Origin of the sequence: Acinetobacter sp. YWS30-1 (assembly GCF_033558715.1) — a bacterium.
Classification (GTDB): domain Bacteria; phylum Pseudomonadota; class Gammaproteobacteria; order Pseudomonadales; family Moraxellaceae; genus Acinetobacter.
Genome location: NZ_CP114606.1, coordinates 2,846,009 through 2,870,881, shown reverse-complemented (window position 1 = coordinate 2,870,881; position 24,873 = coordinate 2,846,009). Strand labels below are relative to the sequence as shown.

The 24,873-nt window shown below is 45.5% G+C and carries 15 protein-coding genes, 2 tRNA genes and 3 rRNA genes; 14 read left to right on the top strand and 6 right to left on the bottom strand.

The window, feature by feature from the left end; all coding sequences use genetic code 11:
* The first annotated feature begins 4 nt into the window (after positions 1-4).
* The 9 genes from O4M77_RS13630 (at position 5) to O4M77_RS13590 (ending at position 12,966) form a co-directional block, all read left to right on the top strand.
* Positions 5-2,092 carry a TonB-dependent copper receptor gene (locus O4M77_RS13630; protein WP_323713580.1) on the top strand — a complete coding sequence of 696 codons (2,088 nt, stop codon included), beginning with the start codon at positions 5-7 and terminating at the stop codon, positions 2,090-2,092.
* Positions 2,093-2,684: 592 nt separating this feature from the next.
* Positions 2,685-4,222, top strand: a 16S ribosomal RNA gene (locus tag O4M77_RS13625).
* A 61-nt stretch (positions 4,223-4,283) separates the two neighbouring features.
* Positions 4,284-4,360: transfer RNA gene (locus tag O4M77_RS13620), tRNA-Ile, on the top strand.
* 46 nt (positions 4,361-4,406) lie between these two features.
* Positions 4,407-4,482, top strand: a tRNA-Ala gene (locus tag O4M77_RS13615).
* A 399-nt stretch (positions 4,483-4,881) separates the two neighbouring features.
* A 23S ribosomal RNA gene (locus O4M77_RS13610) occupies positions 4,882-7,773 on the top strand.
* A 234-nt stretch (positions 7,774-8,007) separates the two neighbouring features.
* A 5S ribosomal RNA gene (gene rrf, locus O4M77_RS13605) occupies positions 8,008-8,122 on the top strand.
* The 16S, 23S and 5S rRNA genes sit together here with 2 tRNA genes alongside, the layout of an rRNA operon.
* Before the next feature lie 147 nt (positions 8,123-8,269).
* Positions 8,270-9,484 (top strand): MFS transporter, encoded by a 1,215-nt coding sequence (locus O4M77_RS13600; protein WP_323713579.1) that lies wholly within the window; start codon positions 8,270-8,272, stop codon positions 9,482-9,484.
* 143 nt (positions 9,485-9,627) lie between these two features.
* Positions 9,628-12,018 (top strand): YgiQ family radical SAM protein, encoded by a 2,391-nt coding sequence (locus O4M77_RS13595; protein WP_180167979.1) that lies wholly within the window; start codon positions 9,628-9,630, stop codon positions 12,016-12,018.
* 399 nt (positions 12,019-12,417) lie between these two features.
* On the top strand, positions 12,418-12,966 hold the full coding sequence (locus tag O4M77_RS13590) for a DUF2726 domain-containing protein (protein ID WP_179992225.1): 549 nt from the start codon (positions 12,418-12,420) through the stop codon (positions 12,964-12,966).
* Positions 12,967-13,046: 80 nt separating this feature from the next.
* Here O4M77_RS13590 and O4M77_RS13585 read toward each other — a convergent pair whose 3' ends face one another.
* From O4M77_RS13585 to mdtD, 5 genes are all read right to left on the bottom strand, one after another.
* Positions 13,047-13,403, bottom strand: coding sequence for a RidA family protein (locus tag O4M77_RS13585; protein ID WP_005233436.1), 357 nt, complete (start codon positions 13,401-13,403; stop codon positions 13,047-13,049).
* A 4-nt stretch (positions 13,404-13,407) separates the two neighbouring features.
* On the bottom strand, positions 13,408-14,703 hold the full coding sequence (shiA, locus tag O4M77_RS13580; protein WP_323713578.1) for a shikimate transporter: 1,296 nt from the start codon (positions 14,701-14,703) through the stop codon (positions 13,408-13,410).
* A 222-nt stretch (positions 14,704-14,925) separates the two neighbouring features.
* Positions 14,926-15,981, bottom strand: a complete 1,056-nt coding sequence (dinB, locus tag O4M77_RS13575; RefSeq protein ID WP_180031587.1) for a DNA polymerase IV — start codon at positions 15,979-15,981, stop codon at positions 14,926-14,928.
* Between the two features lie 143 nt (positions 15,982-16,124).
* On the bottom strand, positions 16,125-16,910 hold the full coding sequence (locus O4M77_RS13570) for a GH25 family lysozyme (protein ID WP_323713577.1): 786 nt from the start codon (positions 16,908-16,910) through the stop codon (positions 16,125-16,127).
* 50 nt (positions 16,911-16,960) lie between these two features.
* Positions 16,961-18,352, bottom strand: coding sequence for a multidrug transporter subunit MdtD (mdtD, locus tag O4M77_RS13565; protein ID WP_179992221.1), 1,392 nt, complete (start codon positions 18,350-18,352; stop codon positions 16,961-16,963).
* Between the two features lie 353 nt (positions 18,353-18,705).
* Here mdtD and O4M77_RS13560 point away from each other — a divergent pair, with 353 nt between their 5' ends.
* Both O4M77_RS13560 and O4M77_RS13555 read left to right on the top strand, forming a co-directional pair.
* Complete coding sequence (locus O4M77_RS13560; protein WP_159123941.1) at positions 18,706-19,671, top strand: hypothetical protein; 966 nt, start codon at positions 18,706-18,708, stop codon at positions 19,669-19,671.
* A 136-nt stretch (positions 19,672-19,807) separates the two neighbouring features.
* Positions 19,808-20,959 carry an IS4-like element ISAbe18 family transposase gene (locus O4M77_RS13555; RefSeq protein ID WP_194088144.1) on the top strand — a complete coding sequence of 384 codons (1,152 nt, stop codon included), beginning with the start codon at positions 19,808-19,810 and terminating at the stop codon, positions 20,957-20,959.
* 79 nt (positions 20,960-21,038) lie between these two features.
* Here O4M77_RS13555 and O4M77_RS13550 read toward each other — a convergent pair whose 3' ends face one another.
* Entirely contained in the window at positions 21,039-21,659 is a 621-nt protein-coding gene (locus O4M77_RS13550) for a TIGR00730 family Rossman fold protein (RefSeq protein ID WP_166136525.1), read from the bottom strand.
* A gap of 323 nt (positions 21,660-21,982) precedes the next feature.
* On the opposite strand from O4M77_RS13550, the gene O4M77_RS13545 reads away from it, so the two are divergent.
* From O4M77_RS13545 to O4M77_RS13535, 3 genes are all read left to right on the top strand, one after another.
* The gene (locus O4M77_RS13545) at positions 21,983-23,563 is read left to right on the top strand and encodes a TerC family protein (RefSeq protein WP_034703866.1); all 1,581 of its coding nucleotides are present in this window, start codon (positions 21,983-21,985) and stop codon (positions 23,561-23,563) included.
* Between the two features lie 75 nt (positions 23,564-23,638).
* Positions 23,639-24,103 (top strand): YchJ family protein, encoded by a 465-nt coding sequence (locus tag O4M77_RS13540; protein ID WP_323713576.1) that lies wholly within the window; start codon positions 23,639-23,641, stop codon positions 24,101-24,103.
* A 61-nt stretch (positions 24,104-24,164) separates the two neighbouring features.
* Positions 24,165-24,809 (top strand): trimeric intracellular cation channel family protein, encoded by a 645-nt coding sequence (locus O4M77_RS13535; protein ID WP_034169794.1) that lies wholly within the window; start codon positions 24,165-24,167, stop codon positions 24,807-24,809.
* Positions 24,810-24,873 lie beyond the last annotated feature (64 nt).

Below are 24,873 nucleotides of genomic sequence, written 5' to 3'. Positions count from 1 at the left end.
GAAAATGGCTCAGCCTAAATTCTCGTTACAGCCCCTTGCGGCTGCGATGTGTGTTGCCTGTTATTCATCAGTGGTTATGGCCAATGAAAGTATGCCTGTACACACCATGGCACCAATTGTGGTGACTTCAACTGCCGGTAATGATGCCAATGGTCTGATTGTCCGTGCTGATCCGAAACAGCCGATTCAGCCAGTGCCGGCAACTGATGGTGCAGACTATCTGCAAAGTATTGTAGGTTTTAGTTCAGTCAATAGCGGAGCTGGCACCAATGGCGATGTGACCTTTCGTGGCATGTTCGGTTCACGTATTAAAATCCTGACTGATGGCACTGAAAACCTCGGTGCCTGTCCAAGCCGGATGGATTCGCCCACTTCGTATATTTCTCCAGAAAGTTATGACCGTATTTCGGTGATTAAAGGCCCGCAAACAGTTCAATATGCCAATACCGGTTCGGCAGCAACCGTCATTTTTGAGCGTACACCTGAACAATTTGGAGAAGATCAACACTATCGCGGTCAGGCCAGTGTACTGATGGGATCTTTTGGTCGTCTGGACCAGAACATTGAAGCTGCTGCTGGTGATGAAAAGAAGTATATCCGCCTGAACACCAACCGTTCGGTATCAAACAGTTATAAAGATGGTGATAGCCAAACTGTACCTTCAGATTGGGAGCGATGGAATGCAGATCTGGCACTGGGCTGGATGCCGGATGAAGATACCTGGGTCGAGCTGACCGGTGGTAAAGCGGATGGTGAGGCGGTTTATGCTGGCCGTGATATGGATGGATCTCAGTTTGCCCGTGAAAGCCTCGGCTTACGTGTTGAAAAGAGAAATCTGACAGATGTCATTCAGAAAGTAGAGGCACAGATCAACTATAACTATAACGATCACATCATGGATAACTTTAGTCTGCGGCCTGTACCGATGATCCATGACATGGCAACCCATAGCATGAAAGCCAATCCATCCGCTATGCAGGTCACACGCCGTACTTTAAATTCCCGTATGGCGATAACAAGTGAATGGGATAAAACCCAGTTGATCGCGGGTGTGGATTTTCAGCGCAATACGCATGCTGGGGGAATGACTTCAACCAATATGAACATGCCGCTCACGCCAGATATGAAATTCCAGTCTTATGGAGCTTTTGGTGAGTTGAGCCATGAACTCAGTGATAACCATAAACTGGTTGGTGGTGTACGGGTCGATCAGGTTGATATTGATGCCTTAAAAACTGGTCAAAGCCGTCAGGAAATCTTGCCGAGCGCCTTTATCCGTTTTGAAAATACTCATCCAGAGCATGATGGCGGTAAAACCTATATTGGTCTGGGATACGTCGAGCGTGTGCCGGATTATTGGGAATTATTTAAAACCGATTATCAGGGTGTAACTGCAAATACATTTAAACAGTTAGATACTGAAAAAACCTTACAGCTTGATCTGGGCTATCAACATCATCATGGTGCCTTCAATTCATGGGTATCGGCTTATGCTGGTATTGTTCAGGATTTTATTCTGATGACTTATCCTGAAACTGCAAATTCAGGTCATGACCATCATATGGGTAGTGGCATGGAAGGAATGCAGTCGGTAAAAATGAATGGTGCAGATTCAAGAAATGTTGATGCGGCGATTGCTGGTGCAGAAGCCGGAATTGGCTACCAGTTTACCGATGCTATTCAGGCTGATATTAGTGCTATGTATGCTTGGGGTAAAAACACGACAGATCATACGCCATTGCCGCAAATTGCACCTTTAGAAGCCCGGGTGAATCTGCGTTATATCCAGGAGAATTATACCTTAGGGGCTTACTGGCGTTTGGTGGATGGCCAAAACCGTATTAGTGAACATGAAGGCAATATTGTTGGTTATGACCATAAACAGAGTGCTGGTTTTGGCACATTGTCTTTAAATGGCACCTATCATGTGAATGAGAGTGTGGATCTTTCAGTCGGTGTCGATAATGTCTTCGACCAGACTTATACAGAACATTTGAATAAAATGGGGAATTCAGGTTTTGGTTTTGCTTCAGATGAGCAATTTAATAATATCGGCCGAAACTACTGGGCACGCGTCAGTATGAAATTCTGATTTGACTAAAGTGAATACGAAAAGCAGGGCTTAGGCTCTGCTTTTCTTGTTTTTAAGGAGATTAAAATAATTAAATTCAATGGTTTATGATAAATATATATTTCTAAATAAAATAATGAACATTTTTCTTAAAATAGTTTTCATAAATAAAACAATAATTTATGAATTTGTTGGATTAGAAAATAAACACCTGATTCAAGAGTTTTGAAAAAGGTGTTGCAAGCCCTCTGAAATGCTGTAGAATGCACATCCATCGGCGGTGATGAAGATTAAAACTTCTGATAAAACAGTAACTTAGCATGAAATGGTTGAGTTAGGTTTTAGAAAGAAAGTTTGAAAATAATTTTCATTACTGGTTGACTTTCTAGAGATAGAGAGTAATATAGCCGACCTAGCTTGCTACTGACGAAGTAGCAAGAAGATCATTAAGAGATTATGAAGAACAACTTGTGTGGATTTTTACTGGTTGATTGATCGAAATTATTTTCATTGATTGAATGGTAGAAATTACTCGAAGTTTATTTGAGAAATATTTGTCAGAAAATTGATGAGCCAAGTTTAAGAACTTTACTTATAAAGTTCGAAATGATTTTAACTGAAGAGTTTGATCATGGCTCAGATTGAACGCTGGCGGCAGGCTTAACACATGCAAGTCGAGCGGGGATAGGGTGCTTGCACCTGATTCCTAGCGGCGGACGGGTGAGTAATGCTTAGGAATCTGCCTATTAGTGGGGGACAACGTTCCGAAAGGGACGCTAATACCGCATACGTCCTACGGGAGAAAGCAGGGGATCTTCGGACCTTGCGCTAATAGATGAGCCTAAGTCGGATTAGCTAGTTGGTGGGGTAAAGGCCTACCAAGGCGACGATCTGTAGCGGGTCTGAGAGGATGATCCGCCACACTGGGACTGAGACACGGCCCAGACTCCTACGGGAGGCAGCAGTGGGGAATATTGGACAATGGAGGCAACTCTGATCCAGCCATGCCGCGTGTGTGAAGAAGGCCTTTTGGTTGTAAAGCACTTTAAGCGAGGAGGAGGCTTACCTGGTTAATACCCGGGATAAGTGGACGTTACTCGCAGAATAAGCACCGGCTAACTCTGTGCCAGCAGCCGCGGTAATACAGAGGGTGCAAGCGTTAATCGGATTTACTGGGCGTAAAGCGCGCGTAGGTGGCTAATTAAGTCAAATGTGAAATCCCCGAGCTTAACTTGGGAATTGCATTCGATACTGGTTAGCTAGAGTATGGGAGAGGATGGTAGAATTCCAGGTGTAGCGGTGAAATGCGTAGAGATCTGGAGGAATACCGATGGCGAAGGCAGCCATCTGGCCTAATACTGACACTGAGGTGCGAAAGCATGGGGAGCAAACAGGATTAGATACCCTGGTAGTCCATGCCGTAAACGATGTCTACTAGCCGTTGGGGCCCTTGAGGCTTTAGTGGCGCAGCTAACGCGATAAGTAGACCGCCTGGGGAGTACGGTCGCAAGACTAAAACTCAAATGAATTGACGGGGGCCCGCACAAGCGGTGGAGCATGTGGTTTAATTCGATGCAACGCGAAGAACCTTACCTGGCCTTGACATACAGAGAACTTTCCAGAGATGGATTGGTGCCTTCGGGAACTCTGATACAGGTGCTGCATGGCTGTCGTCAGCTCGTGTCGTGAGATGTTGGGTTAAGTCCCGCAACGAGCGCAACCCTTTTCCTTATTTGCCAGCACTTCGGGTGGGAACTTTAAGGATACTGCCAGTGACAAACTGGAGGAAGGCGGGGACGACGTCAAGTCATCATGGCCCTTACGGCCAGGGCTACACACGTGCTACAATGGTCGGTACAAAGGGTTGCTACTGCGCGAGCAGATGCTAATCTCAAAAAGCCGATCGTAGTCCGGATCGCAGTCTGCAACTCGACTGCGTGAAGTCGGAATCGCTAGTAATCGCGGATCAGAATGCCGCGGTGAATACGTTCCCGGGCCTTGTACACACCGCCCGTCACACCATGGGAGTTTGTTGCACCAGAAGTAGGTAGTCTAACCTTAGGGAGGACGCTTACCACGGTGTGGCCGATGACTGGGGTGAAGTCGTAACAAGGTAGCCGTAGGGGAACCTGCGGCTGGATCACCTCCTTAACGAAAGATTGACGATTGGTAAGAATCCACAACAAGTTGTTCTTCATGACGATGTATCTGAGGGTCTGTAGCTCAGTTGGTTAGAGCACACGCTTGATAAGCGTGGGGTCACAAGTTCAAGTCTTGTCAGACCCACCATCTGCCAGAAAACAGAAAAACAGAAACATTGACTTATTGATAAGCTGGGGACTTAGCTTAGTTGGTAGAGCGCCTGCTTTGCACGCAGGAGGTCAGGAGTTCGACTCTCCTAGTCTCCACCACGTATTCGTTCGAATACGTAATAAGCAAACGGTTTGATAGCTTATAGAGCTTAGTAAGAAAGCGGCGTATAATGCGCGGCATTGTTATTAAGCTCTGTGATTTATCACAGTAATGCAATCCGACGAGGATGCATTAAATCATTAACAGAATATATTTGAGTTGAAATAATTTGTTCATACTCATGAAAGAGCGGAAACAAGAGATCGCAAGATTGATTGTTGAAGTGATTGAATGAGAACTAGCGAAATTAACTGAATCAAGCGTTTTGGTATATGAATCTAATTGAAGCTGTACAGTAGTTAAATCTACGAAACGCCAACTGTATGAGAGTGATGAGTAATCATCATAATCTGTTGCTCATCCTACTTGTAGGGATGAACGACTGTTTGGGGTTGTATAGTCAAGTAATTAAGTGCATGTGGTGGATGCCTTGGCAGTCAGAGGCGAAGAAAGACGTGATAGCCTGCGAAAAGCTCCGGGGAGGCGGCAAATATCCTGTGATCCGGAGATGTCTGAATGGGGAAACCCACCGGCTATAAGGTCGGTATCATAAACTGAATACATAGGTTTATGAGGCGAACGCGGAGAAGTGAAACATCTCAGTATCCGTAGGAAAAGAAATCAATTGAGATTCCCTCAGTAGCGGCGAGCGAAAGGGGAACAGCCCATTAAGTCATATCAGTTTTAGTGGAATGCTCTGGGAAGTGCAACCATAGTGGGTGATAGTCCTGTACACGAAAGGGCTGATATGATGATGTCGAGTAGGGCGAGGCACGTGAAACCTTGTCTGAATATAGGGGGACCATCCTCTAAGGCTAAATACTCCTGACTGACCGATAGTGAACCAGTACCGTGAGGGAAAGGCGAAAAGAACCCCTGTGAGGGGAGTGAAATAGATCCTGAAACCGCATGCATACAAGCAGTGGGAGCCACTTTGTGTGGTGACTGCGTACCTTTTGTATAATGGGTCAGCGACTTATATTCAGTAGCGAGGTTAACCGAATAGGGGAGCCGTAGAGAAATCGAGTCTTAATAGGGCGTTTAGTTGCTGGGTATAGACCCGAAACCGGGTGATCTATCCATGAGCAGGTTGAAGGTTGGGTAACACTAACTGGAGGACCGAACCCACTGTCGTTGAAAAGCCAGGGGATGACTTGTGGATAGGGGTGAAAGGCTAATCAAACTCGGTGATAGCTGGTTCTCCCCGAAAGCTATTTAGGTAGCGCCTCGGACGAATACCATTGGGGGTAGAGCACTGTTTCGGCTAGGGGGTCATCCCGACTTACCAAACCGATGCAAACTCCGAATACCAATGAGTACTATCCGGGAGACAGACTGCGGGTGCTAACGTCCGTAGTCAAGAGGAAAACAATCCAGACCGCCAGCTAAGGTCCCTAAATCATAGTTAAGTGGGAAACGATGTGGGAAGGCATAGACAGCTAGGAGGTTGGCTTAGAAGCAGCCACCCTTTAAAGAAAGCGTAATAGCTCACTAGTCGAGTCGGCCTGCGCGGAAGATGTAACGGGGCTAAAACTATGTACCGAAGCTGCGGATTTGCAATTTATTGCAAGTGGTAGGGGAGCGTTCTGTAAGCCGATGAAGGTGTGTTGAGAAGCATGCTGGAGGTATCAGAAGTGCGAATGCTGACGTGAGTAACGACAAAACGGGTGAAAAACCCGTTCGCTGAAAGACCAAGGGTTCCAGTCCAACGTTAATCGGGGCTGGGTGAGTCGACCCCTAAGGCGAGGCCGAGAGGCGTAGTCGATGGGAAATTGGTTAATATTCCAATACTTCAGTGTAATGCGATGAGAGGACGGAGAAGGTTAAGTCAGCCTGGCGTTGGTTGTCCAGGTGGAAGACTGTAGGCATGTATCTTAGGCAAATCCGGGGTACTCTATGCTGAGAGTTGATAGCAAGCCAGTTTACTGGTGAAGTGGCTGATACCATACTTCCAGGAAAAGTCTCTAAGCTTCAGTTACACTGGAATCGTACCCGAAACCGACACAGGTGGTCAGGTCGAGTAGACCAAAGCGCTTGAGAGAACTCTGCTGAAGGAACTAGGCAAAATGGTACCGTAACTTCGGGAGAAGGTACGCTGCCGGCGGTGATAGGACTTGCTCCTTGAGCTGTTGGCAGCCTCAGAAACCAGGCCGCTGCAACTGTTTATTAAAAACATAGCACTCTGCAAACACGAAAGTGGACGTATAGGGTGTGATGCCTGCCCGGTGCTGGAAGGTTAATTGATGGGGTTAGCGTAAGCGAAGCTCTTGATCGAAGCCCCAGTAAACGGCGGCCGTAACTATAACGGTCCTAAGGTAGCGAAATTCCTTGTCGGGTAAGTTCCGACCTGCACGAATGGCATAATGATGGCGGCGCTGTCTCCAGCAGAGGCTCAGTGAAATCGAATTCGCCGTGAAGATGCGGTGTACCCGCGGCTAGACGGAAAGACCCCGTGAACCTTTACTGCAGCTTGACATTGAACTTTGATCTTACTTGTGTAGGATAGGTGGGAGGCTTTGAAGTGGTGACGCTAGTTGCCATGGAGCCGTCCTTGAAATACCACCCTGGTAATATTGAGGTTCTAACTCTGCTCCCTGATCGGGAGCGAGGACCATGTCTGGTGGGTAGTTTGACTGGGGCGGTCTCCTCCTAAAGAGTAACGGAGGAGTACGAAGGTGCGCTCAGCGTGGTCGGAAATCACGCGTAGAGTATAAAGGCAAAAGCGCGCTTAACTGCGAGACCCACAAGTCGAGCAGGTACGAAAGTAGGTCTTAGTGATCCGGTGGTTCTGTATGGAAGGGCCATCGCTCAACGGATAAAAGGTACTCTGGGGATAACAGGCTGATACCGCCCAAGAGTTCATATCGACGGCGGTGTTTGGCACCTCGATGTCGGCTCATCTCATCCTGGGGCTGAAGCAGGTCCCAAGGGTATGGCTGTTCGCCATTTAAAGAGGTACGCGAGCTGGGTTTAGAACGTCGTGAGACAGTTCGGTCCCTATCTACCGTGGGCGCTGGAAATTTGAGAGGATCTGCTCCTAGTACGAGAGGACCAGAGTGGACGAACCTCTGGTGTACCGGTTGTGACGCCAGTCGCATCGCCGGGTAGCTATGTTCGGAAGGGATAACCGCTGAAAGCATCTAAGCGGGAAGCCTACCTCAAGATAAGATTTCCCCGAGACTTTATGTCTCCTAAAGAGCCGTTGAAGACTACGACGTTGATAGGTTGGATGTGGAAGTGCAGTGATGCATGAAGCTGACCAATACTAATTGCTCGTGAGGCTTGACTATACAACACCCAAGCAGTTGTATATAAAGCATCAATTGATTTCATATTGATCTAACGATCAGACGAAAACTTGATTTAGTTAAGCTAATCGAACAAATGAGAGTATAATTAAGCACTGCTTAGTTCTACTCGCAAGAACTCAGATACATCTGTTAATGCATTCTATTTGAAGAAAGCTAGGCAAACGAAGCGCAAGCAACGTAGATAAGACCATAGCGAGTAAGCATACCAGTTGTGCTGGCGACCATAGCAAGAGTGAACCACCTGATCCCTTCCCGAACTCAGAAGTGAAACCTCTTAGCGCTGATGGTAGTGTGGGGTCTCCCATGTGAGAGTAAGTCATCGCCAGCTCATTATTCCAAAAGCCCTCTGCTCATGCAGGGGGCTTTTTTTATGCCTGGAATTTAAGAAAATTAATTATTCGATGGTTATTTAAACTGAATCATCACATAAAAGGCGAATTGAGAAGAGTATACTGAGCAGGTTCATGGAGCGGATATGTCCTCAAATTCATCTTCAAGCCATATCGCATATGGTTCATCTGCTTTTAAAGCTATTTTATTCTCCTTATTTCTGGCGGGTTTTGCGATTTTCTCATCGCTGTATTGTGTCCAGCCCATGATGCCGATTCTGGCAGACTATTTTCATATCTCTCCAACACAAAGCAGTTTTCCACTTTCATTCTCTACCATTGCCTTGGCTATTGGCTTGATCTTTACTGGTCTGATTTCAGACCGTTTTGGCCGTAAGCCGATTATGGTCTGGTCTCTATTTTCAGTCTCAGTATTATTACTATTAAGTGCAATATTGCCGATCTGGTCCGTGTTTCTGACCACACGAGTAATGATTGGATTGACAGTCAGTGGTGTCGCAGCAGTCGCGATGACTTATATCGGGGAAGAAATTGCAGAAAAAGATATCGGTTTTGCCATGGGCTTATATATTTCTGGCACAGCGATAGGCGGTATGGGCGGACGTTTAATTGCCGGGGTGCTAGTCGATTTTATCTCCTGGCAATCTGCCACTTTGATTATCGGTATTTTAAATCTTTGTATCGCTGGATTATTTTTCTATCTTTTGCCTGCTTCGCGACATTTTAAAGCCTATCCAATTAAGTTGAATCGTTTTAAAAACTCATTTAGACAGAATCTCTCTGATCCAAAACTTCGGGTTTTATTCCTGCAAGGTTTTATCTTGATGGGCTGCTTTGTCTCGGTATTTAATTATCTGAGTTATCGCTTGATCCAAGCGCCATTTGAGTTATCTCATGTCTGGATTGGCGTGATTTCGATTACTTATCTGGCCGGAATTTATAGCTCGCCACGAGCCGCAGCTTGGAGCAGGAAGTTTGGACGTTATAGGGTACTTGCCGCCATGCTTTGTACCATGCTGTTTGGCTTAGCCTTAATGTTGATTAATAACTTGGCTTTAGTCTTTATTGGTTTGCTGATTTTTACCTTTTCCTTTTTTGCGGCTCATTCAACTGCCAGTAGCTGGGTATCGGTGCAATCCTTACAGTATCGTGCGGTAGGTTCGTCCCTTTATTTGTTCTGTTACTACCTGGGTTCAAGCTTACTTGGAAGTTCGAGTGGACTGGTCTGGGAAAATTCCGGATGGTTAGGACTAAGTGTATTTATCGCTATTATTTTAGGATTAGGCTTGCTGATGGCACAGCGTTTAAAACCTATAAATGATTCTTCAAAATCAGGATGAGTATATATTCCTAATAAAGGTCTTAAAGCTGTTTTTGTATAAATTATAATCAAGCAACCTAAGCCGAATTCATGCTAAAATACTCGGCTTTCATCTTTGATCACTTTTCTGATCTTCCATCTGCCAGCCGAGAATTGCTAGCCATGTCTACTGCTTATACCGCTCAGACTGCGCCTAAAGCGTTGTTTGATTACGACAAATATTGGGCGTCATGTTTTGAACCCGCGCCTTTTTTGCCGATGTCACGCGAGGAAATGGACCAACTCGGTTGGGACAGTTGTGACTTTATTTTTGTCTGCGGTGATGCCTATATTGACCACCCGTCATTTGTGACCGGGATCATTGGACGTGTGCTCGAAGCACAAGGTTTCCGCGTGGGGATTATTGCCCAGCCGGACTGGACTAATGTAGAAGCCTTCCGTGTACTCGGTAAGCCGAATATTGCCTGGGGCGTTTCTGCCGGTAATATGGACTCGATGATTAACCGTTATACGGCGGATCGTAAGATTCGTTCAGATGATGCTTATTCTCCAGATAACCAGCCGAATAAACGTCCAGACCGCGCAGCAACCGTCTATTGCCAACGTTGTCGTGAAGCTTTCCCGGATGTGCCGGTATTACTCGGTGGTATTGAAGGTTCATTACGTCGTATCGCACATTATGACTACTGGTCAGATAAAGTCCGTCGTTCGATCTTAATGGATTCTAAAGCGGACTTGTTGATGTACGGTAATGGCGAACGCTCGATCATTGAAATCATGCATCGCCTGGCTAAGGGTGAAAAGATTCATCAGATTACTGATGTTCGTGGTACCGCATTCATTATCAATAAACATAACCGTGCTGCGAAAGCCCAGTTTGTGGAAATCGCATCCAATGATGTCGATACCATTGGCCGTGTCGATCCGATCATCAACCCGTATGTGATGAGCGAAGATATTGATGGCTGTGAAATTGAAAAAGATAAAGGCAACAGCTTAAGCCAATACCAGAATTTCCAGAAAGAAGTCGTAGCCAATCCAATCGTGCGTGAAGGGGACAATTTAGATCCAGATACGCAAATTGTGCAGCTACAACCAGCTTCTAAAGCAATTAAACATAAATTACCACCACGTGAACTGGCAGTGATTCGTTTGCCTTCTTTTGAAGAAGTGGCGAATGACCCTGTGCTGTATGCGCATGCCAACCGTATTCTGCATCTGGAAACTAATCCAGGGAACGCGCGTGCTTTGGTACAAAAACATGGCGAACGTGATGTGTGGATCAATCCACCACCGATTCCATTAACTACCGAAGAAATGGATTATGTGTTCGACCTGCCTTATGCACGTCTGCCGCATCCATCCTATGGTAATGCACGCTTTCCGGCCTTTGACATGATCAAGTTCTCAGTGAACATTATGCGTGGCTGTTTCGGTGGCTGTACTTTCTGTTCGATCACCGAGCATGAAGGCCGTATTATTCAGAACCGTTCTGAAGAATCAATCCTGCGTGAAGTTGAAAAGATTCGTGATACCGCACCAGGCTTTACTGGCATTATCTCGGACTTGGGTGGCCCAACCGCCAACATGTACCGTTTGGCATGTAAAGATCCTGAGATTGAGAAGAACTGTCGTAAGCCGTCATGTGTATTCCCAGGCGTGTGTCAAAACCTGCATACCGACCATGCACCATTGACCCAGTTGTATCGTAAGGCACGTGCTTTACCGGGTATTAAAAAGATTCTGATTGGCTCAGGTCTGCGTTATGACCTTGCCGTATTGAACCCGGAATATGTCAGAGAGCTGGTCACCCATCATGTGGGTGGTTATCTGAAGATTGCACCAGAGCATACCGAGAAAGGTCCATTATCCAAGATGATGAAACCGGGGATCGGGACGTATGACCGCTTCAAGCAGATGTTTGACCGTTTCAGCAAAGAAGCCGGTAAGGAACAGTATCTGATTCCTTATTTCATCGCGGCGCATCCGGGTACCACCGATTACGACATGATGAATCTGGCGATCTGGTTGAAAAAGAATGGTTTCCGTGCCGATCAGGTACAAACCTTCTATCCGTCACCAATGGCCACTGCAACCACCATGTACTACACCGGTAAGAACCCGCTGGCGAAAGTCGCGCGTTATACTGAAGATGTGGACATCGTGAAAGGTGAAAAACGTCGTCGTCTGCATAAAGCCTTCTTGCGTTACCATGATCCAAACAACTGGCCTTTATTGCGTGAAGCTTTAAAGGAAATGGGGCGTCAGGATCTGATTGGTAACTCGAAACAGCATCTGATTCCAACCTATCAACCTGCTGGTACAGATGGGCAATACCAGTCTGCACGTAAGAAGAATTCGACTGTAGCGGGTGATTCACAGAAACGTACTGCTAACCCAGGTAATCGTGGTCAGGCTCAAAATAACCGTCCGAAAAAAGGCCAGATTCTTACCCAGCATACTGGTCTGCCACCGCGTGAAACAGGTGATGCGAAAAAGCCATTCGGCGGCTCTAAACCTAAAGCAAAATCAAAGCCAAAATCACGTGCTTGATTAAGCTGATAAAAAAGACACTTCGGGTGTCTTTTTTTATGTTCAGACTTTATTGATGCAGCTTTTGGGTTCTCAATTAAAATGTAAAATATTTTATTTTTAGTCGATTTAAATTTTTGAAAAATGATATAAAAATAACACTTTGTCGGAATTGTCTTACAGTTCAACCGATTTATATTGCGATCTATCAGGAGACTATTTTACAGTCGCGTATAAGGATTTAACCCTAATTTCTATTGAAATAGCAAAAAGCGGTTTTTAAGTAACCGGCAATCAAGTTTTGCTACGAATTGTATTGGTCTCTACACAGAATGGTAGCAGGGCAATTTTAAAAGTAGTATGGGTTTATACTGGATAACAATAAAACAAGAATGATTATAAGAATGCAAGGATTGAGTCATGACCACCTATATGATGATAGGGAGTTTCTTGGTGTTCTGTGTTGTGCTCATGGCATGGAAGCAGCTAAGGAATAGCCCAAAACCACAAGACAGCGCCTTAAAACAGCGCGCTATTTTTAATCCAAATGAACAACTGACGTTTACACGCCTGAAAGAAGTGTTGCCTGATTATATTGTACTGGCCCATGTTTCTTATGATGCACTACTTACCACCAAATTTGGTCGTACCCGGCACAAGTATCGTGATCTGATTGCAGATTTTGTGATTCTGGATCAGCAATACCAGATTGTTGCCATTGTAGCCGTCGATGATCCGGTGATTTTAAAACGTCCACAGCAGGCGCAATTTCAGGATGCCTTGTTGACTATGGCCGGTTATCGGGTCATTCGCTATGAAGATGTACCGGAATATTATCAGTTACGAGGAGATTTCCTGCGTGAGCAGGAGCATTCCAGTAAAGACCAGAGATTTACCGCTGTGAATGATCTCAAAAAATATCATCTCTATTCAGATCTGGAACGACGTAAAGTCAAAGCATTAAACTGATAGAACCTAAACGAAAAAAGTATGCCAAGTGCATACTTTTTTCTATTTTAGATGAGTAGCAATTAGGCCTGAATAGAAGTCTATTCAGGTTTGACGGCTACGACAGTCAGTTCCACTAACACGCGTGGATCATACAGTTTAGCTTCGACACAGGTGCGGGGTAGGGCTTGAATATCCGATACCCAGGCATCCCAGACTTCATTAAACGCTGCATAATCTTTTTCAATATCTTTGAGATAAATCGTCACAGACATGATCTGGCTTTTATCGGTACCGGCATCCGCCAGGAACTGATCGATAATATCCAGTGTCTGCTGGGTTTGACCTTTGATATCTAGATCCAGGTCTGTCGCCAACTGACCGGCGAGATGAACCAGATTGCCGGCAATGGCGATCTCAGAAAAGCGTTGTGAAACATGCAAACGTTGAACAGACATCAGCTTAATCCTTGGTTTTTGGCATCAAGGCTGCGACTAATGCAGTCAATAGGCAGCCTATCGCAAGATAGATGGCTACATAATGCCATGAACCATCACCCCAAATCACTAAGGAGGCTGCAATCATTGGGGTAAAACCACCACCAATAATACTGGCGACCTGATAACCGACTCCGGCACCGCTATAGCGATATTCCGTACCAAATAGCGAGGTAAAAATCGGTTGATGCACGCTGACCACCATGTCATGCGCGACATTGGCCAGTAGAATGGCGCCAACAATAATCATCCAGGTATTTTGTGCATCCAGTGCCATAAAAAACGGAAAGGCAGACAGTGCACCGATCAGACCACCCCAGACGCACATGGTTTTATGCTGAATTTTATCGGATAGCCAGGCAAAGAAAGGAATACTGAAACAGCTGATCGCACCAACCATCAGGGTAATATTCAGGAAGAATTGTTTATCCATACCCAGATTATTGGTGGAATAGTTCAGGGCAAAGTTGGTGACCAGATACATGGTCAGCAGTTCGGTCAAACGTAAGGCAATAATATAAAAGAAAGCTTTAGGATGTTTGCTGATGGCCTGCAAGATTGGCAGTTTTTCTGGATGATGATCTGCGTTAATCACTTTCTCTACGAATTCTTGAGATTCATCCTGATCACGGCGAATCCACATCGCAATCCCGATCAGCACGATACTGGCAATAAACGGAATGCGCCAAGCCCATTCAGCAAAAGCCTCTTCACCCAGTGTGGCAATAATAATGGATACTGCACCCGTTGCCAGTACCAGACCTACGCCATAGCCGACCTGAACACCACTGCTATAAAAGGCTTTTTTGCCTTTAGGGGCATTTTCCACCGCCATAAGGGCAGCACCACCCCATTCACCACCGACTGCAAAGCCTTGAATGGCACGCAGGGTCACCAGTAAAACCGGTGCCCACCAGCCAATGGCTTCGAAATTAGGTAAAAAACCAATCCCGACGGTGGAAATCCCCATCAGGACCACAGTCAGAACCAGCATTTTCTTGCGGCCGAGCTTGTCGCCGAAATGACCAAATACCACACCGCCTAGAGGACGAAACAGGAAGCCTACCCCAAAGGTGGCTAAAGCCGCCAAGGTACCCATATTGGCACCAATGCTTGGGAAAAACTGGTCTTTAAAAATTAAGGCCGCAACAATGCCGTAAAGGAGAAAATCATACCAATCGACAACAGCACCAACAAAACTGGATAACGCCGCTTTACGCGCGCGTCGTTCTTGAATAGCAGAAGAATTTACAGAGGACATGCAGGGAGGGATTCCATGAGATACATCAGAGTTGCCCTGTAATATTCGGATTTGATCGTCACGCCAATCACAGGACAGTATGCTGAAAGTAAAGGTGATTTCCAGCATCTCAGCACATACATGGATAATGCATTGCGCAGATAGAGTACTCCAAAAATTCAAAATGTAAAAACAAAGTTGCCGTATTTTTAAACTAACGTCTAATACTTGTACAAAATAGGCCTAAAGCAGCAGCAATTGCGTTTCTGTTTCACGTGCAGCGAGCTGATAGACGCCAAGCCCAATCAGCCGAAACTGCAGTTGAGGAGTAATATGCATCTCTTGAAGCAATAAGTGTAAAGCCTGCTCCAGTTCTTGCGGGCTACGCAGCAGCTGGCTGAAGCTTTTACTATGCTGCATGGTCTGAAAATTTTTCATTCTCAGTTTTACAGTAACCCCGCGAGCAGAGAGCTGTTTTTTTTCCAGACTCTGCCAGAGCTGGGCAATTAATGGCTGCCAGTAAGGCTGGCATTGCGGTAAATACAGATCATCATCGAAAGTCGTTTCCTTGGAAATCTGCTGGCGTTCCCGTTCAGCTTCGACTGGCCGATCATCAATGCCTTGAGCATAGAGAAACAGGCGCCGTCCATATTTGCCAAAATGCTGAATCAGGATCGCTTCTTCAATCTGCTGTAAATCTCCCAAGGTTTCCAGATTCAAACTTTTTAATTTTTCTTGGGTAACTTTGCCTACACCGGGAATTTTCTTCAGTGGAAGATCCTGAATAAAACGCTGCACCTGTGAAGGTTTGATGACACAGATTCCATTCGGCTTATGCCAGTCAGAGGCGATTTTAGCGAGAAATTTATTCGGCGCCACGCCAGCAGAAGCGGTTAGTCCAGTAGTTTGAAAAATATCTTCACGAATGCGCATTGCCACTTCAGTGGCACTTGGAATCTGCTGCAAATTTTCGGTGACATCCAGATAAGCTTCATCCAGAGACAACGGTTCGATGACCTTGGTATAAGTTTGAAATATTTGATGAATCTGACCAGAGACCTGACGGTATTTGGCAAAATCTGGTTCAATCACGATGACCTGAGGGCAGAGCTTACGTGCTTTAGTCATCGGCATGGCAGAGCGCAGTCCGAATTCGCGGGCCGGATAGGAGGCAGCCGCGACCACTGCCCGCGGATGATGCGAGGCAATCACCACAGGCAGAGCGTTCAGCTCCGGACGCTCACGCAGCTCGACTGAGGCGTAGAAGGCATCCATATCGATATGAATAATTTTGCGCATATCCAGTATCTTAAGTGGCTTTAGTTGGATTGGGAAGAGACCGGATTGACAAGTAAACAGGCTAAAGTATTATTCAATACGAAGCATATCCTGTCTAAATAATTCAATATCCATTTCATGGTTGAATCAGGGAGAAATTAGGTTTATTTCTTGGCCGGAGGCTGGGACTGATCCTGGGTGGGAATACTGTTCTGCTGTAAAAATTTGATCCAGTCTTGCTCCGAGCCATAAAACACATTCAGATCCACAGTACGGGAAATGCCGGGAATTTCACCCTGACTGCTATGCTGCCAGAAGGTCCATTTAGGCTGACCCTTTAAATCTGGCAAACCCTGGTACTCACGTACCCAGAGTGGTACGTCAGCAAACTCTCCTGCCAGCACAATGTTATAAAAAGATTTGGACACATAGAAAATCGGCTGCTTGCCATAATGGTGTTTTAAGGCATCATGCATGATCCGGATTTCCTTGAGCAGCTGCTCTTTGGAGTAGTGATTAATACACTTGCTGTCATATTCCAGATCCATTACGGGTGGCAGGGCATCACTTTTACGCGGAACAGACTCTATAAAATTCTGAGCCTGAATACTGCCATCACGGCAAAGCCGATAAAAATGATAAGCACCGACCAGAAAGCCCTGTTCGCGGGCCTGCAGCCAGTATTCCTGAAACTTGGTATCTTTAAAATCACCACCTTCTGTGGATTTTAAATAGACAAATTTATATTTCTGTTTCGGGATTTTCTTCCAGTCTATTTCTTTCTGATGATGGGAAACATCAAAACCATGAATCGAATAATCTGCTGCATGCGCTGATGGCTGTTTGAAAACCAGCAGATAAAGCACAGTGGTTACCACAAGCGTAATCAGCAGCCCGACTGCAATCACTGAGTGTTTTTTCCAGTTGCTAGAAGTGGGAGCTGCTTTCATGTGCACGGTGGCCTGATCTAGAGATATTCATATCGAGTTTATATTCTGCCCTAGACTGGTGTGTTTTTGGGGATATGCCAGAAAATATAGGCAGCAATAATGTTAATACAGCCTAGACAGAGCAGCGAAACGTGGAAGGCATTATCCAGCTGCTCAGGGCCGAAGTAGGCACTAAACATATTCACTAGCGTACCTGCCAGTGCCACCCCGATACTCATTGACAGCATCATGATCATCGACAGAAAACTGTTACCACTGCTGGCATCCTGCTGGCTTAAATCTTTTAAAGTCAGCGTATTCATTGAGACAAATTGCAGCGAATTCAGAATCCCGAACACAAAGAAATGAATGGCTCTTAGCCAGATAGGGGTTTCCGCCGTAGTCAAGGCAAAACTGGCAATACATAGACCGACCAGCAAGGTGTTGATCAACAAGACTCTACGATAACCGAAACGTTGAATGATTTTGCGGATAATCGGTTTAGATGCTAAAGAACCGAGTACGGTTGGAATCATCAGTAAACCGGTAATAAAAGGTTCAAAACCAAAAGCGACCTGCAACATTAAAGGCAATAAAAACGGAATCGAGTTACCGCCGAGCCGGGCAAAGAAATTACCCAGAATGCCAATCGAATAGATCTTATTTTTAAATAATTTACTGCGAAAAAGCGCATTCAGATGAGTATGTGAGTGATAGGCATAGATGAGTGAGGCAATCAGACCACTTCCGACCAGACTTAAGCTCCACCAGAGTGGATATTGTGGATTGGCAAAGTTTTCAATCCCTAGACACAAGCCGATCATTGCGATGACCAGTAGAATAAAACCGCCAAAATCAAAACGCTGTACCGTCGGTTCAGTGATATTCGGCATAGCTTTAAAGGTAATCAATGCACCCAGCAGACCAATCGGCAGATTGATCAGGAAAATCCAGTGCCAGGACAGGTATTCCACCATCCAGCCACCTAAGGTTGGACCGATTAAAGGACCCATTAGTCCGGCCAGACTCATCAGACTCATAGCGGATAGAAACTGGGTACGAGGAATAATTTTCAGCATGGCCAGTCGTCCGACTGGAAGCAGCAAAGCACCGCCAATGCCCTGAAATACCCGATAAACCAGTAGTTCATTCAGATTCTCAGACCAGGCACAGCCCAGTGAGGCCAGAGCAAAAATAATGATCGCTGCAAAATAGATATTTCTAACCCCAAAGCGATCAGCCAGCCAGCCACTCAAGGGAATGCAAGCTGCCACAGAAAGAACATAGGCCACCACCACACTATGCATCCGTAGCGGATCTTCCTGCAGATTGCTGGCGATCGCAGGCAAGGCGGTATTGATAATGGTGGTATCCAGGCCCTGCATGAAAAAGCCAATCGACACCAGCAAGACCAGCAGTCTGAATTCAGGTTGTAGCGATTGATGCGTAGGAGTGACATTCATGGATTTAAAAAATCATCTATTTTGAATAGTTTAAAGAAATCTATGCAGCAGTGTGACTGAAATAAAAACGATTGTGAATAGGAGTCGTGTAGACAAAATGCTAATGAATTCACAGCCTGATTTCAGTTATTGAAGAGGAAAGGGTAAAAGATATATTTCTATACTGCGAACCTCTCAAATTGATACAGATTTATAAATACGTCATTTTTGGAACACTTCAAGCTTCTTTTTAAGGAGCAGGCTACAAAAAAATATGACGGAAATGTCATGAAAATGAAATAAAACCGTCATAATCTGGGGCAAACTTCCAGAACTGCTGTACTGGGAACTGTCTAGTAAAAGGTTTTGTACTTATGACCATCGAGATTCTGATGGTAGTTGGCTTCTGTCTGGCCGCCTATTCCATCGTGGGGAATGATGTTCCGCAAACATTAGGAACATTTATTTCATCGAACTCACATCGCCCATGGTGGGTACTCTGGATTTACATCAGTACTATTCTGGTTGTGGTGTTAATGTATGGCTGGTTTGCTTCTGGGGTAGGGGATGCCTCTTATGGACGTCTGGAAACCATTCCTTTCCCTGAAGATGGGGTCACCTGGCTATATGTGGTACCGCCTCTTTTACTGATTATTTTGACTAAATATGGCATTCCGGTCAGTACTACTTTCTTGGTGCTCACGATCTTCTCCCCGAGCAGTCTGGGTTCCATGCTGACCAAGTCTATGATGGGTTACGCCGTCGCTTTCTTTGTGGCGATTGTGATCTATCGTCTGGTCATGAAAAAACTCGCGGTCTATTTCAGTGAAACCCGTGATCAGCAACATTCTCCGATGTGGATGGCCTTGCAATGGCTATCTACGGCATTTCTGTGGAGCCAGTGGCTGATCCAGGATCTGGCCAATATCTTTGTTTATGTGCCACGTCAGGTGCCGTTTGAGTTCCTGATCTTTGCAATTTCTGTCTTTGTCATCCTGCTGGGCATGATTCTTTACCAGCGTGGTGGAGCTATCCAGAATATTGTTGATACCAAGACCGGGGTGACGGATGTCCGTTCTGCTACGATTATCGACTTTATTTATGCATTGATTCTGCTGGTGTTCAAAGAGTGGAGTAACATCCCGATGAGTACCACTTGGGTATTCCTGGGGTTACTGGCCGGTCGTGAATTTGCGATTTCGATGCTGGTGACCGAAGTCAACAAGCACCGTACTTCACGGAATGTCAGCAAAGATGCCATGAAACTGATGTTTGGCCTAGCCATTAGTGTGTTCCTGGCGACGACTTTGCCTTGGTTCTATCACACGATTTCCGGTTAATGTCTTTGCATGTATAAATGAAAAAAGCGAGCATCAAGCCACTGCTGTCCCATAGTTTGCTTTAAATAAAAAAACCTGAGTCCTAACAGTTAAAATATGAGTGCAAACAAACACTTTAACGACCAGGATTCAGGTTTTGTCCCATCAGAATACCGTATTTCATGAGCTAATTAAACCTGTTGTGCGACAGGATTTTGAACAACTTGCTAAAGTACACCATGTTGGACAGAAATTTAGAGCGGCTTCCCGGTGGGATCAGTTTATTGCCATATTGATGTCTCAATTCTCTTGTAGGCAAAGTCTGAGAGATATTCAATCCAATTTGGAGTGCCAACAGGAAAAGCTAAGTCATCTCGGAGCAAAGTCTATTCCCCGAAGCACGCTGGCACGAATCAATGAGCAGCAGCCTGCTGCCTTGTATCAACAGCTATTTTACAAGTTGCTTAAATACTATGACCACTCAAAAGTCGCTCATAAATTTCGCTTTAAGAATCCCTTGTATTCCTTGGATGCCAGTCATATTGACCTGTCGCTTTCCTTATGTGAATGGGCCAAAGTTCACGACTCAAAAGCCAGCATGAAACTCAGTATAGGATTGAATCACAGCAATGATATTCCTGAGTTTGTTGCAGTTGAAAATGGCAAAGAAAATGACATGGTACAAGGCCGCAAATTCCAGTTTCCTGCTGGCAGCATTGTAGTTTTTGATAAAGGCTATGTCGATTACCAATGGTATGCAAATCTGACTGCTCAAAACATTGGATTTGTCACACGTTTTAGGCCTAAATCTGTGTATCAGGTGATCCAGCAACATCCAGTGCTTGAATCCAAAGGTATTCTAAAAGATGAAACCATTCAGCTGAATAGCGCACATGCCCTAAAAAGAAAAGCCCCAGTGTTAAGAAGAATTGAATATAGAGATCAGCAAAGTGGCAAGCACTTTAGCTTTCTCAGCAATAACTTTCATTTAGCCGCCTCCACCATTGCGGCGATTTATAAAGATCGTTGGAAAGTTGAGCTGTTCTTTAAGGCGATTAAGCAGAATCTCAAATTAAAAGCGTTTCTAGGCCGCAGCAGGAACGCAATTCAGACACAAATCTGGATTGCGATGATCGCCTATTTATTGGTGAGTTTCGCTCAACATTTAGGAAAAACAGGTTGGACAGTTCAACGTTTACTCAGAATAATTCAAGTGAATTTGTTTGAAAGAAGAACTTTAAAAGCTTTATTTTCACCCGATAAAATACCCATAAAACAAGAGGAAGCTCATTTGAGCTTCCTCTTGTGAAAAATTGTGGGACAGCAATGGCATCAAGCTCGCTTTTTTATGGCTTTAAATATTTGCTATTTAAAGCAGACAAGAAAATTTAAACGACGAAACGTTGCGGAGCATCCAGATTCAGCAAGGTGGTATAAATCTGATCTGCATGCTCACAGACAATCAGTTTAGCCCGATGCTGGGGCGGCAAGAAGCCTTCCTGCACGGCAAGATCAAGCTGGGCAATCAGGGGATTATAAAAGCCATTGACGTTATACAGCATCATCGGTTTTTGATGCTGGTTCAGCTGACCCCAGGTCGCAATTTCCAGAATTTCTTCAAAGGTTCCCAATCCACCCGGCAAGGCGACAAAGGCACAGGCACGATCTGCCATCATGGCCTTACGCTGATGCATGCTGGTGACGATATGCAGTTCTGTGAGTTGAGGATGGGCAATCTCATAATCCAGCATGAATTCAGGAATCACGCCCACCGCTTCACCACCATGCTGAATCATGGTGTCTGCCACCTGGCCCATCAGACCAATACTGGCGCCGCCATAGACCAGACCAAAACCATGTTCGGCCAGACCTTGTGACAGTTGAATCGCTTTTTCCAGATAAATCGGTTTGTTGCCGGCACGAGAGCCACAATATAAAGCCACTAGCGGGCGTGTTGTTTTTGGGGAGTTATCATTAAAATAATCGGTCATTTCCATTACACTTTGCATTTATTTTTTTCACCTTATCATTTTTTTATCTACTTACTATAACTTAGTTAACAAATATGACAATTCCATGAGCAGACCTCATTTTAGGACAAAATATTTCATTCAAATTCATCCATAATCCCGGATGAAAACAGGTGAATTTCATGCTGTTCTTGATATACTGAAAGTCTGTCTTACTACAATAGAACTCACATGGGTAGTCGAAGTTGGCGCTTTAATTCAGTAAAACGTCACATTATCAAGTCTTTAATTCAAGTCGGGTATCAACCTGTATCTCATCATGCAAATACTTGCTTTTCTCCTCGGTTAGGGGAGCAGATGCAATGATTTTTGAATGGATGTCAGATCCCTCTGCCTGGATTGGCTTACTCACACTGATTGTTCTTGAAATTGTACTCGGGATCGATAACCTGGTCTTTATTGCAATTCTGGCGGAAAAGCTTCCACCTGAACAGCGTAATGCGGCGCGTATTACCGGTCTGGGCTTGGCGCTGTTAATGCGACTGGTGTTACTGGCGTCGATTGCTTGGGTCGTAACGCTTACCGAACCGCTATTCCATATCTTTGAGCATCCATTTTCAGGACGCGACCTGATTTTATTATTCGGTGGTGTGTTCCTGCTGTTTAAGGGCACCATGGAGCTGCATGAGCGTCTGGAAGCCAAACCTGTGACCAAGGAAGAAAATCCGGTTCAGGCGGTGTTCTGGATGGTGATTGTGCAGATCGTGGTACTGGACGCCGTATTCTCGCTCGATAGTGTGATTACTGCAGTCGGTATGGTCAAAGACCTGTCTGTGATGATGATTGCGGTGGTTATTGCGGTCGGTATCATGTTGTGGGCCTCTAAAGCCCTCATGGATTTCGTCAACAAGCACCCGACAGTAGTGATTCTCTGTCTGGGCTTCCTGATGATGATTGGTTTCTCGCTGGTGGTTGAAGGCTTTGGTTTCCATATTCCAAAAGGCTATCTATATGCCGCGATTGGTTTCTCTGTGATTGTGGAATTCATTAACCAGACCATGAAACGCAATCAGGAAAAAATGGTCACCACTACTGATATGCGTTACCGTACTGCGTCTGCTGTGATGCGTATGCTGGGCGGTAAACCGGCTCAGGACAATGATTCTTCTGAGCCGGAAGATGTACTGGCGACCCGCGCCTTTGCGGATGAAGTCTTTGATGATGACGAAAGTGGGGTCTACCATAGCGTCATGGTGCAGGGCGTACTTGGCTTGTCAGAACGTCCAGTGAAGTCGGTGATGACACCACGCCCTGAACTGGAATGGATTGATCTGGAAAATGATCATGCCAGTATCAAAGAGCAGTTATTGCATATGAGCCATTCACGCCTGATTGTGGCGCGTGGTGAGCTGGACAATATTGCCGGTGTGGTATTGACCCATAAAGTCCTGAATGAATACATCGAAACAGGTATTTTGGACTTCGAAAAACATCTGCGTGAACCTGTGATTGTGCATGAAAATGCTCAGGTCTTGATGGTGATGGATCAGCTACGTCAGGCACCGCTACAAATGGCACTAGTATTGAATGAATATGGTTCCATTGAAGGGGTGGCGACACCGATTGATGTACTGGAAGCCATTGCCGGTGAATTCCCGGACGAAGACCAGCTAGAAGCAGCCGTAGAAAGCCTAGAAGATGGCAGCCTGATTCTGGATGGTTCAACCGATATTCGCCATGTGTCACTGCTTCTGGATCGTGATCTGGTCAATGAAACGGAAGAATATTCGACATTGTCGGGTTATATTCTGTTCCATCTGGGGCGCTTGCCAGAAAATGGCGAAAAGCTCGAAGCAGATGATTATATCTTTGAGGTGGTCACGATGGACGGCCACAAGATTGATAAGGTGCATATCATTGCCCCAGCGAACCGGAAAGACTAGTTCAGCGCCCGAAGGACGAAGCTAAAAGTTTGCTAAAATAGCCCGCACTGTCGGGCTATTTTTTATGGAATTGAAATGTCAGAAGCATGTCCATGTGGACGAGGTGAATACGCAAGCTGTTGCCAGCCACTGCATCAGGGCCAGCAATTTGCTCAAAACGCCGAGCAATTAATGCGCTCGCGGTATAGTGCCTTTGCCAAGCATGAAATTGATTATATCCAGCAGACTACTGCCCGTGGACAGCAGCAGGCTTTGGACATGCCAGCCATTGCTGAATGGAGTAGAACCAATCAATGGCTGAAGTTGGAAATCGTGCAGGCCAATGAAAAGCTGGACAAGACCCATGCGCTGGTCGAGTTCAAAGCACATTATCACGATGGCAAGCAGGCCCAGATTCATCATGAAATTTCACATTTTGTAAAGTTCGAGAATCGCTGGTACTTTCTAGATCCAACGACAGATCAACAGTTTACAATGAAACAGCCGTGCATCTGTGGCTCCGGGAAAAAATTTAAGCAATGTTGTGCGCATTTTTTATAATTTTCACATAGATTTAGCTTAGAATAGCCGCCATCTCATAGCCTCAGGTGGAAGCAGGGCGATGTTACTGACCGTCATCTATATTATTGCAATTACCGCTGAAGCCATGACCGGAGCCTTGTCTGCCGGTCGGCGTAGTATGGACTGGTTTGGGGTCACGATTATTGCCTGTGTTACGGCGCTCGGTGGTGGTTCGGTACGTGATGTACTACTTGGCCATTATCCTTTGACCTGGGTCAAACACCCGGAATATCTGGTGCTGACTTGCTGTGCCGCCTTTGTCACCATCCTGATTGCCAAATGGATGCGCCATTTACGCAATATCTTCCTGGTACTGGATGCCTTGGGCCTGATTGGCTTTACCATCATTGGCTGCCAGATTGCGCTGGAAATGGGGCATGGTTTTGTAGTCAGTGCGGTCGCCGGGGTTCTGACCGGAGTATCGGGCGGTATTTTACGTGACATTTTATGTAATGATGTGCCTTTAGTCTTCCGCCGTGAACTGTATGCCAGTATTTCCTTTGTTGCAGTCATCTTCTACTGGCTCTGCAGCAATTTCGGTCTGTCACTCGAACTGACCATTATTTCCACCCTGATTTTTGGCTTTAGTTTGCGTTTGATTGCGATCTATTTCGGTCTGGAAATGCCGAAGTTTATCTATAAGGATGATGACGAACAGTCCGCTTCATCCAAAGACGAATCTTGATATGAATTACGGTAACTGCGGGAGGGAAAACTTCCCGCAGGCGTACGTATTCGTAGTATAAAAA

Excerpts from the sequence above, each read along its gene's own strand:
- O4M77_RS13630 (WP_323713580.1), top strand. The coding sequence starts at position 5 with ATGGCTCAGCCTAAATTCTCGTTACAGCCCCTTGCGGCTGCGATGTGT.
- O4M77_RS13600 (WP_323713579.1), top strand. The coding sequence starts at position 8,270 with ATGTCCTCAAATTCATCTTCAAGCCATATCGCATATGGTTCATCTGCT.
- O4M77_RS13595 (WP_180167979.1), top strand. The coding sequence starts at position 9,628 with ATGTCTACTGCTTATACCGCTCAGACTGCGCCTAAAGCGTTGTTTGAT.
- O4M77_RS13590 (WP_179992225.1), top strand. The coding sequence starts at position 12,418 with ATGACCACCTATATGATGATAGGGAGTTTCTTGGTGTTCTGTGTTGTG.
- O4M77_RS13585 (WP_005233436.1), bottom strand. The coding sequence starts at position 13,403 with ATGTCTGTTCAACGTTTGCATGTTTCACAACGCTTTTCTGAGATCGCC.
- shiA (WP_323713578.1), bottom strand. The coding sequence starts at position 14,703 with ATGTCCTCTGTAAATTCTTCTGCTATTCAAGAACGACGCGCGCGTAAA.
- dinB (WP_180031587.1), bottom strand. The coding sequence starts at position 15,981 with ATGCGCAAAATTATTCATATCGATATGGATGCCTTCTACGCCTCAGTC.
- O4M77_RS13570 (WP_323713577.1), bottom strand. The coding sequence starts at position 16,910 with ATGAAAGCAGCTCCCACTTCTAGCAACTGGAAAAAACACTCAGTGATT.
- mdtD (WP_179992221.1), bottom strand. The coding sequence starts at position 18,352 with ATGAATGTCACTCCTACGCATCAATCGCTACAACCTGAATTCAGACTG.
- O4M77_RS13560 (WP_159123941.1), top strand. The coding sequence starts at position 18,706 with ATGACCATCGAGATTCTGATGGTAGTTGGCTTCTGTCTGGCCGCCTAT.
- O4M77_RS13550 (WP_166136525.1), bottom strand. The coding sequence starts at position 21,659 with ATGCAAAGTGTAATGGAAATGACCGATTATTTTAATGATAACTCCCCA.
- O4M77_RS13545 (WP_034703866.1), top strand. The coding sequence starts at position 21,983 with ATGATTTTTGAATGGATGTCAGATCCCTCTGCCTGGATTGGCTTACTC.
- O4M77_RS13540 (WP_323713576.1), top strand. The coding sequence starts at position 23,639 with ATGTCAGAAGCATGTCCATGTGGACGAGGTGAATACGCAAGCTGTTGC.
- O4M77_RS13535 (WP_034169794.1), top strand. The coding sequence starts at position 24,165 with ATGTTACTGACCGTCATCTATATTATTGCAATTACCGCTGAAGCCATG.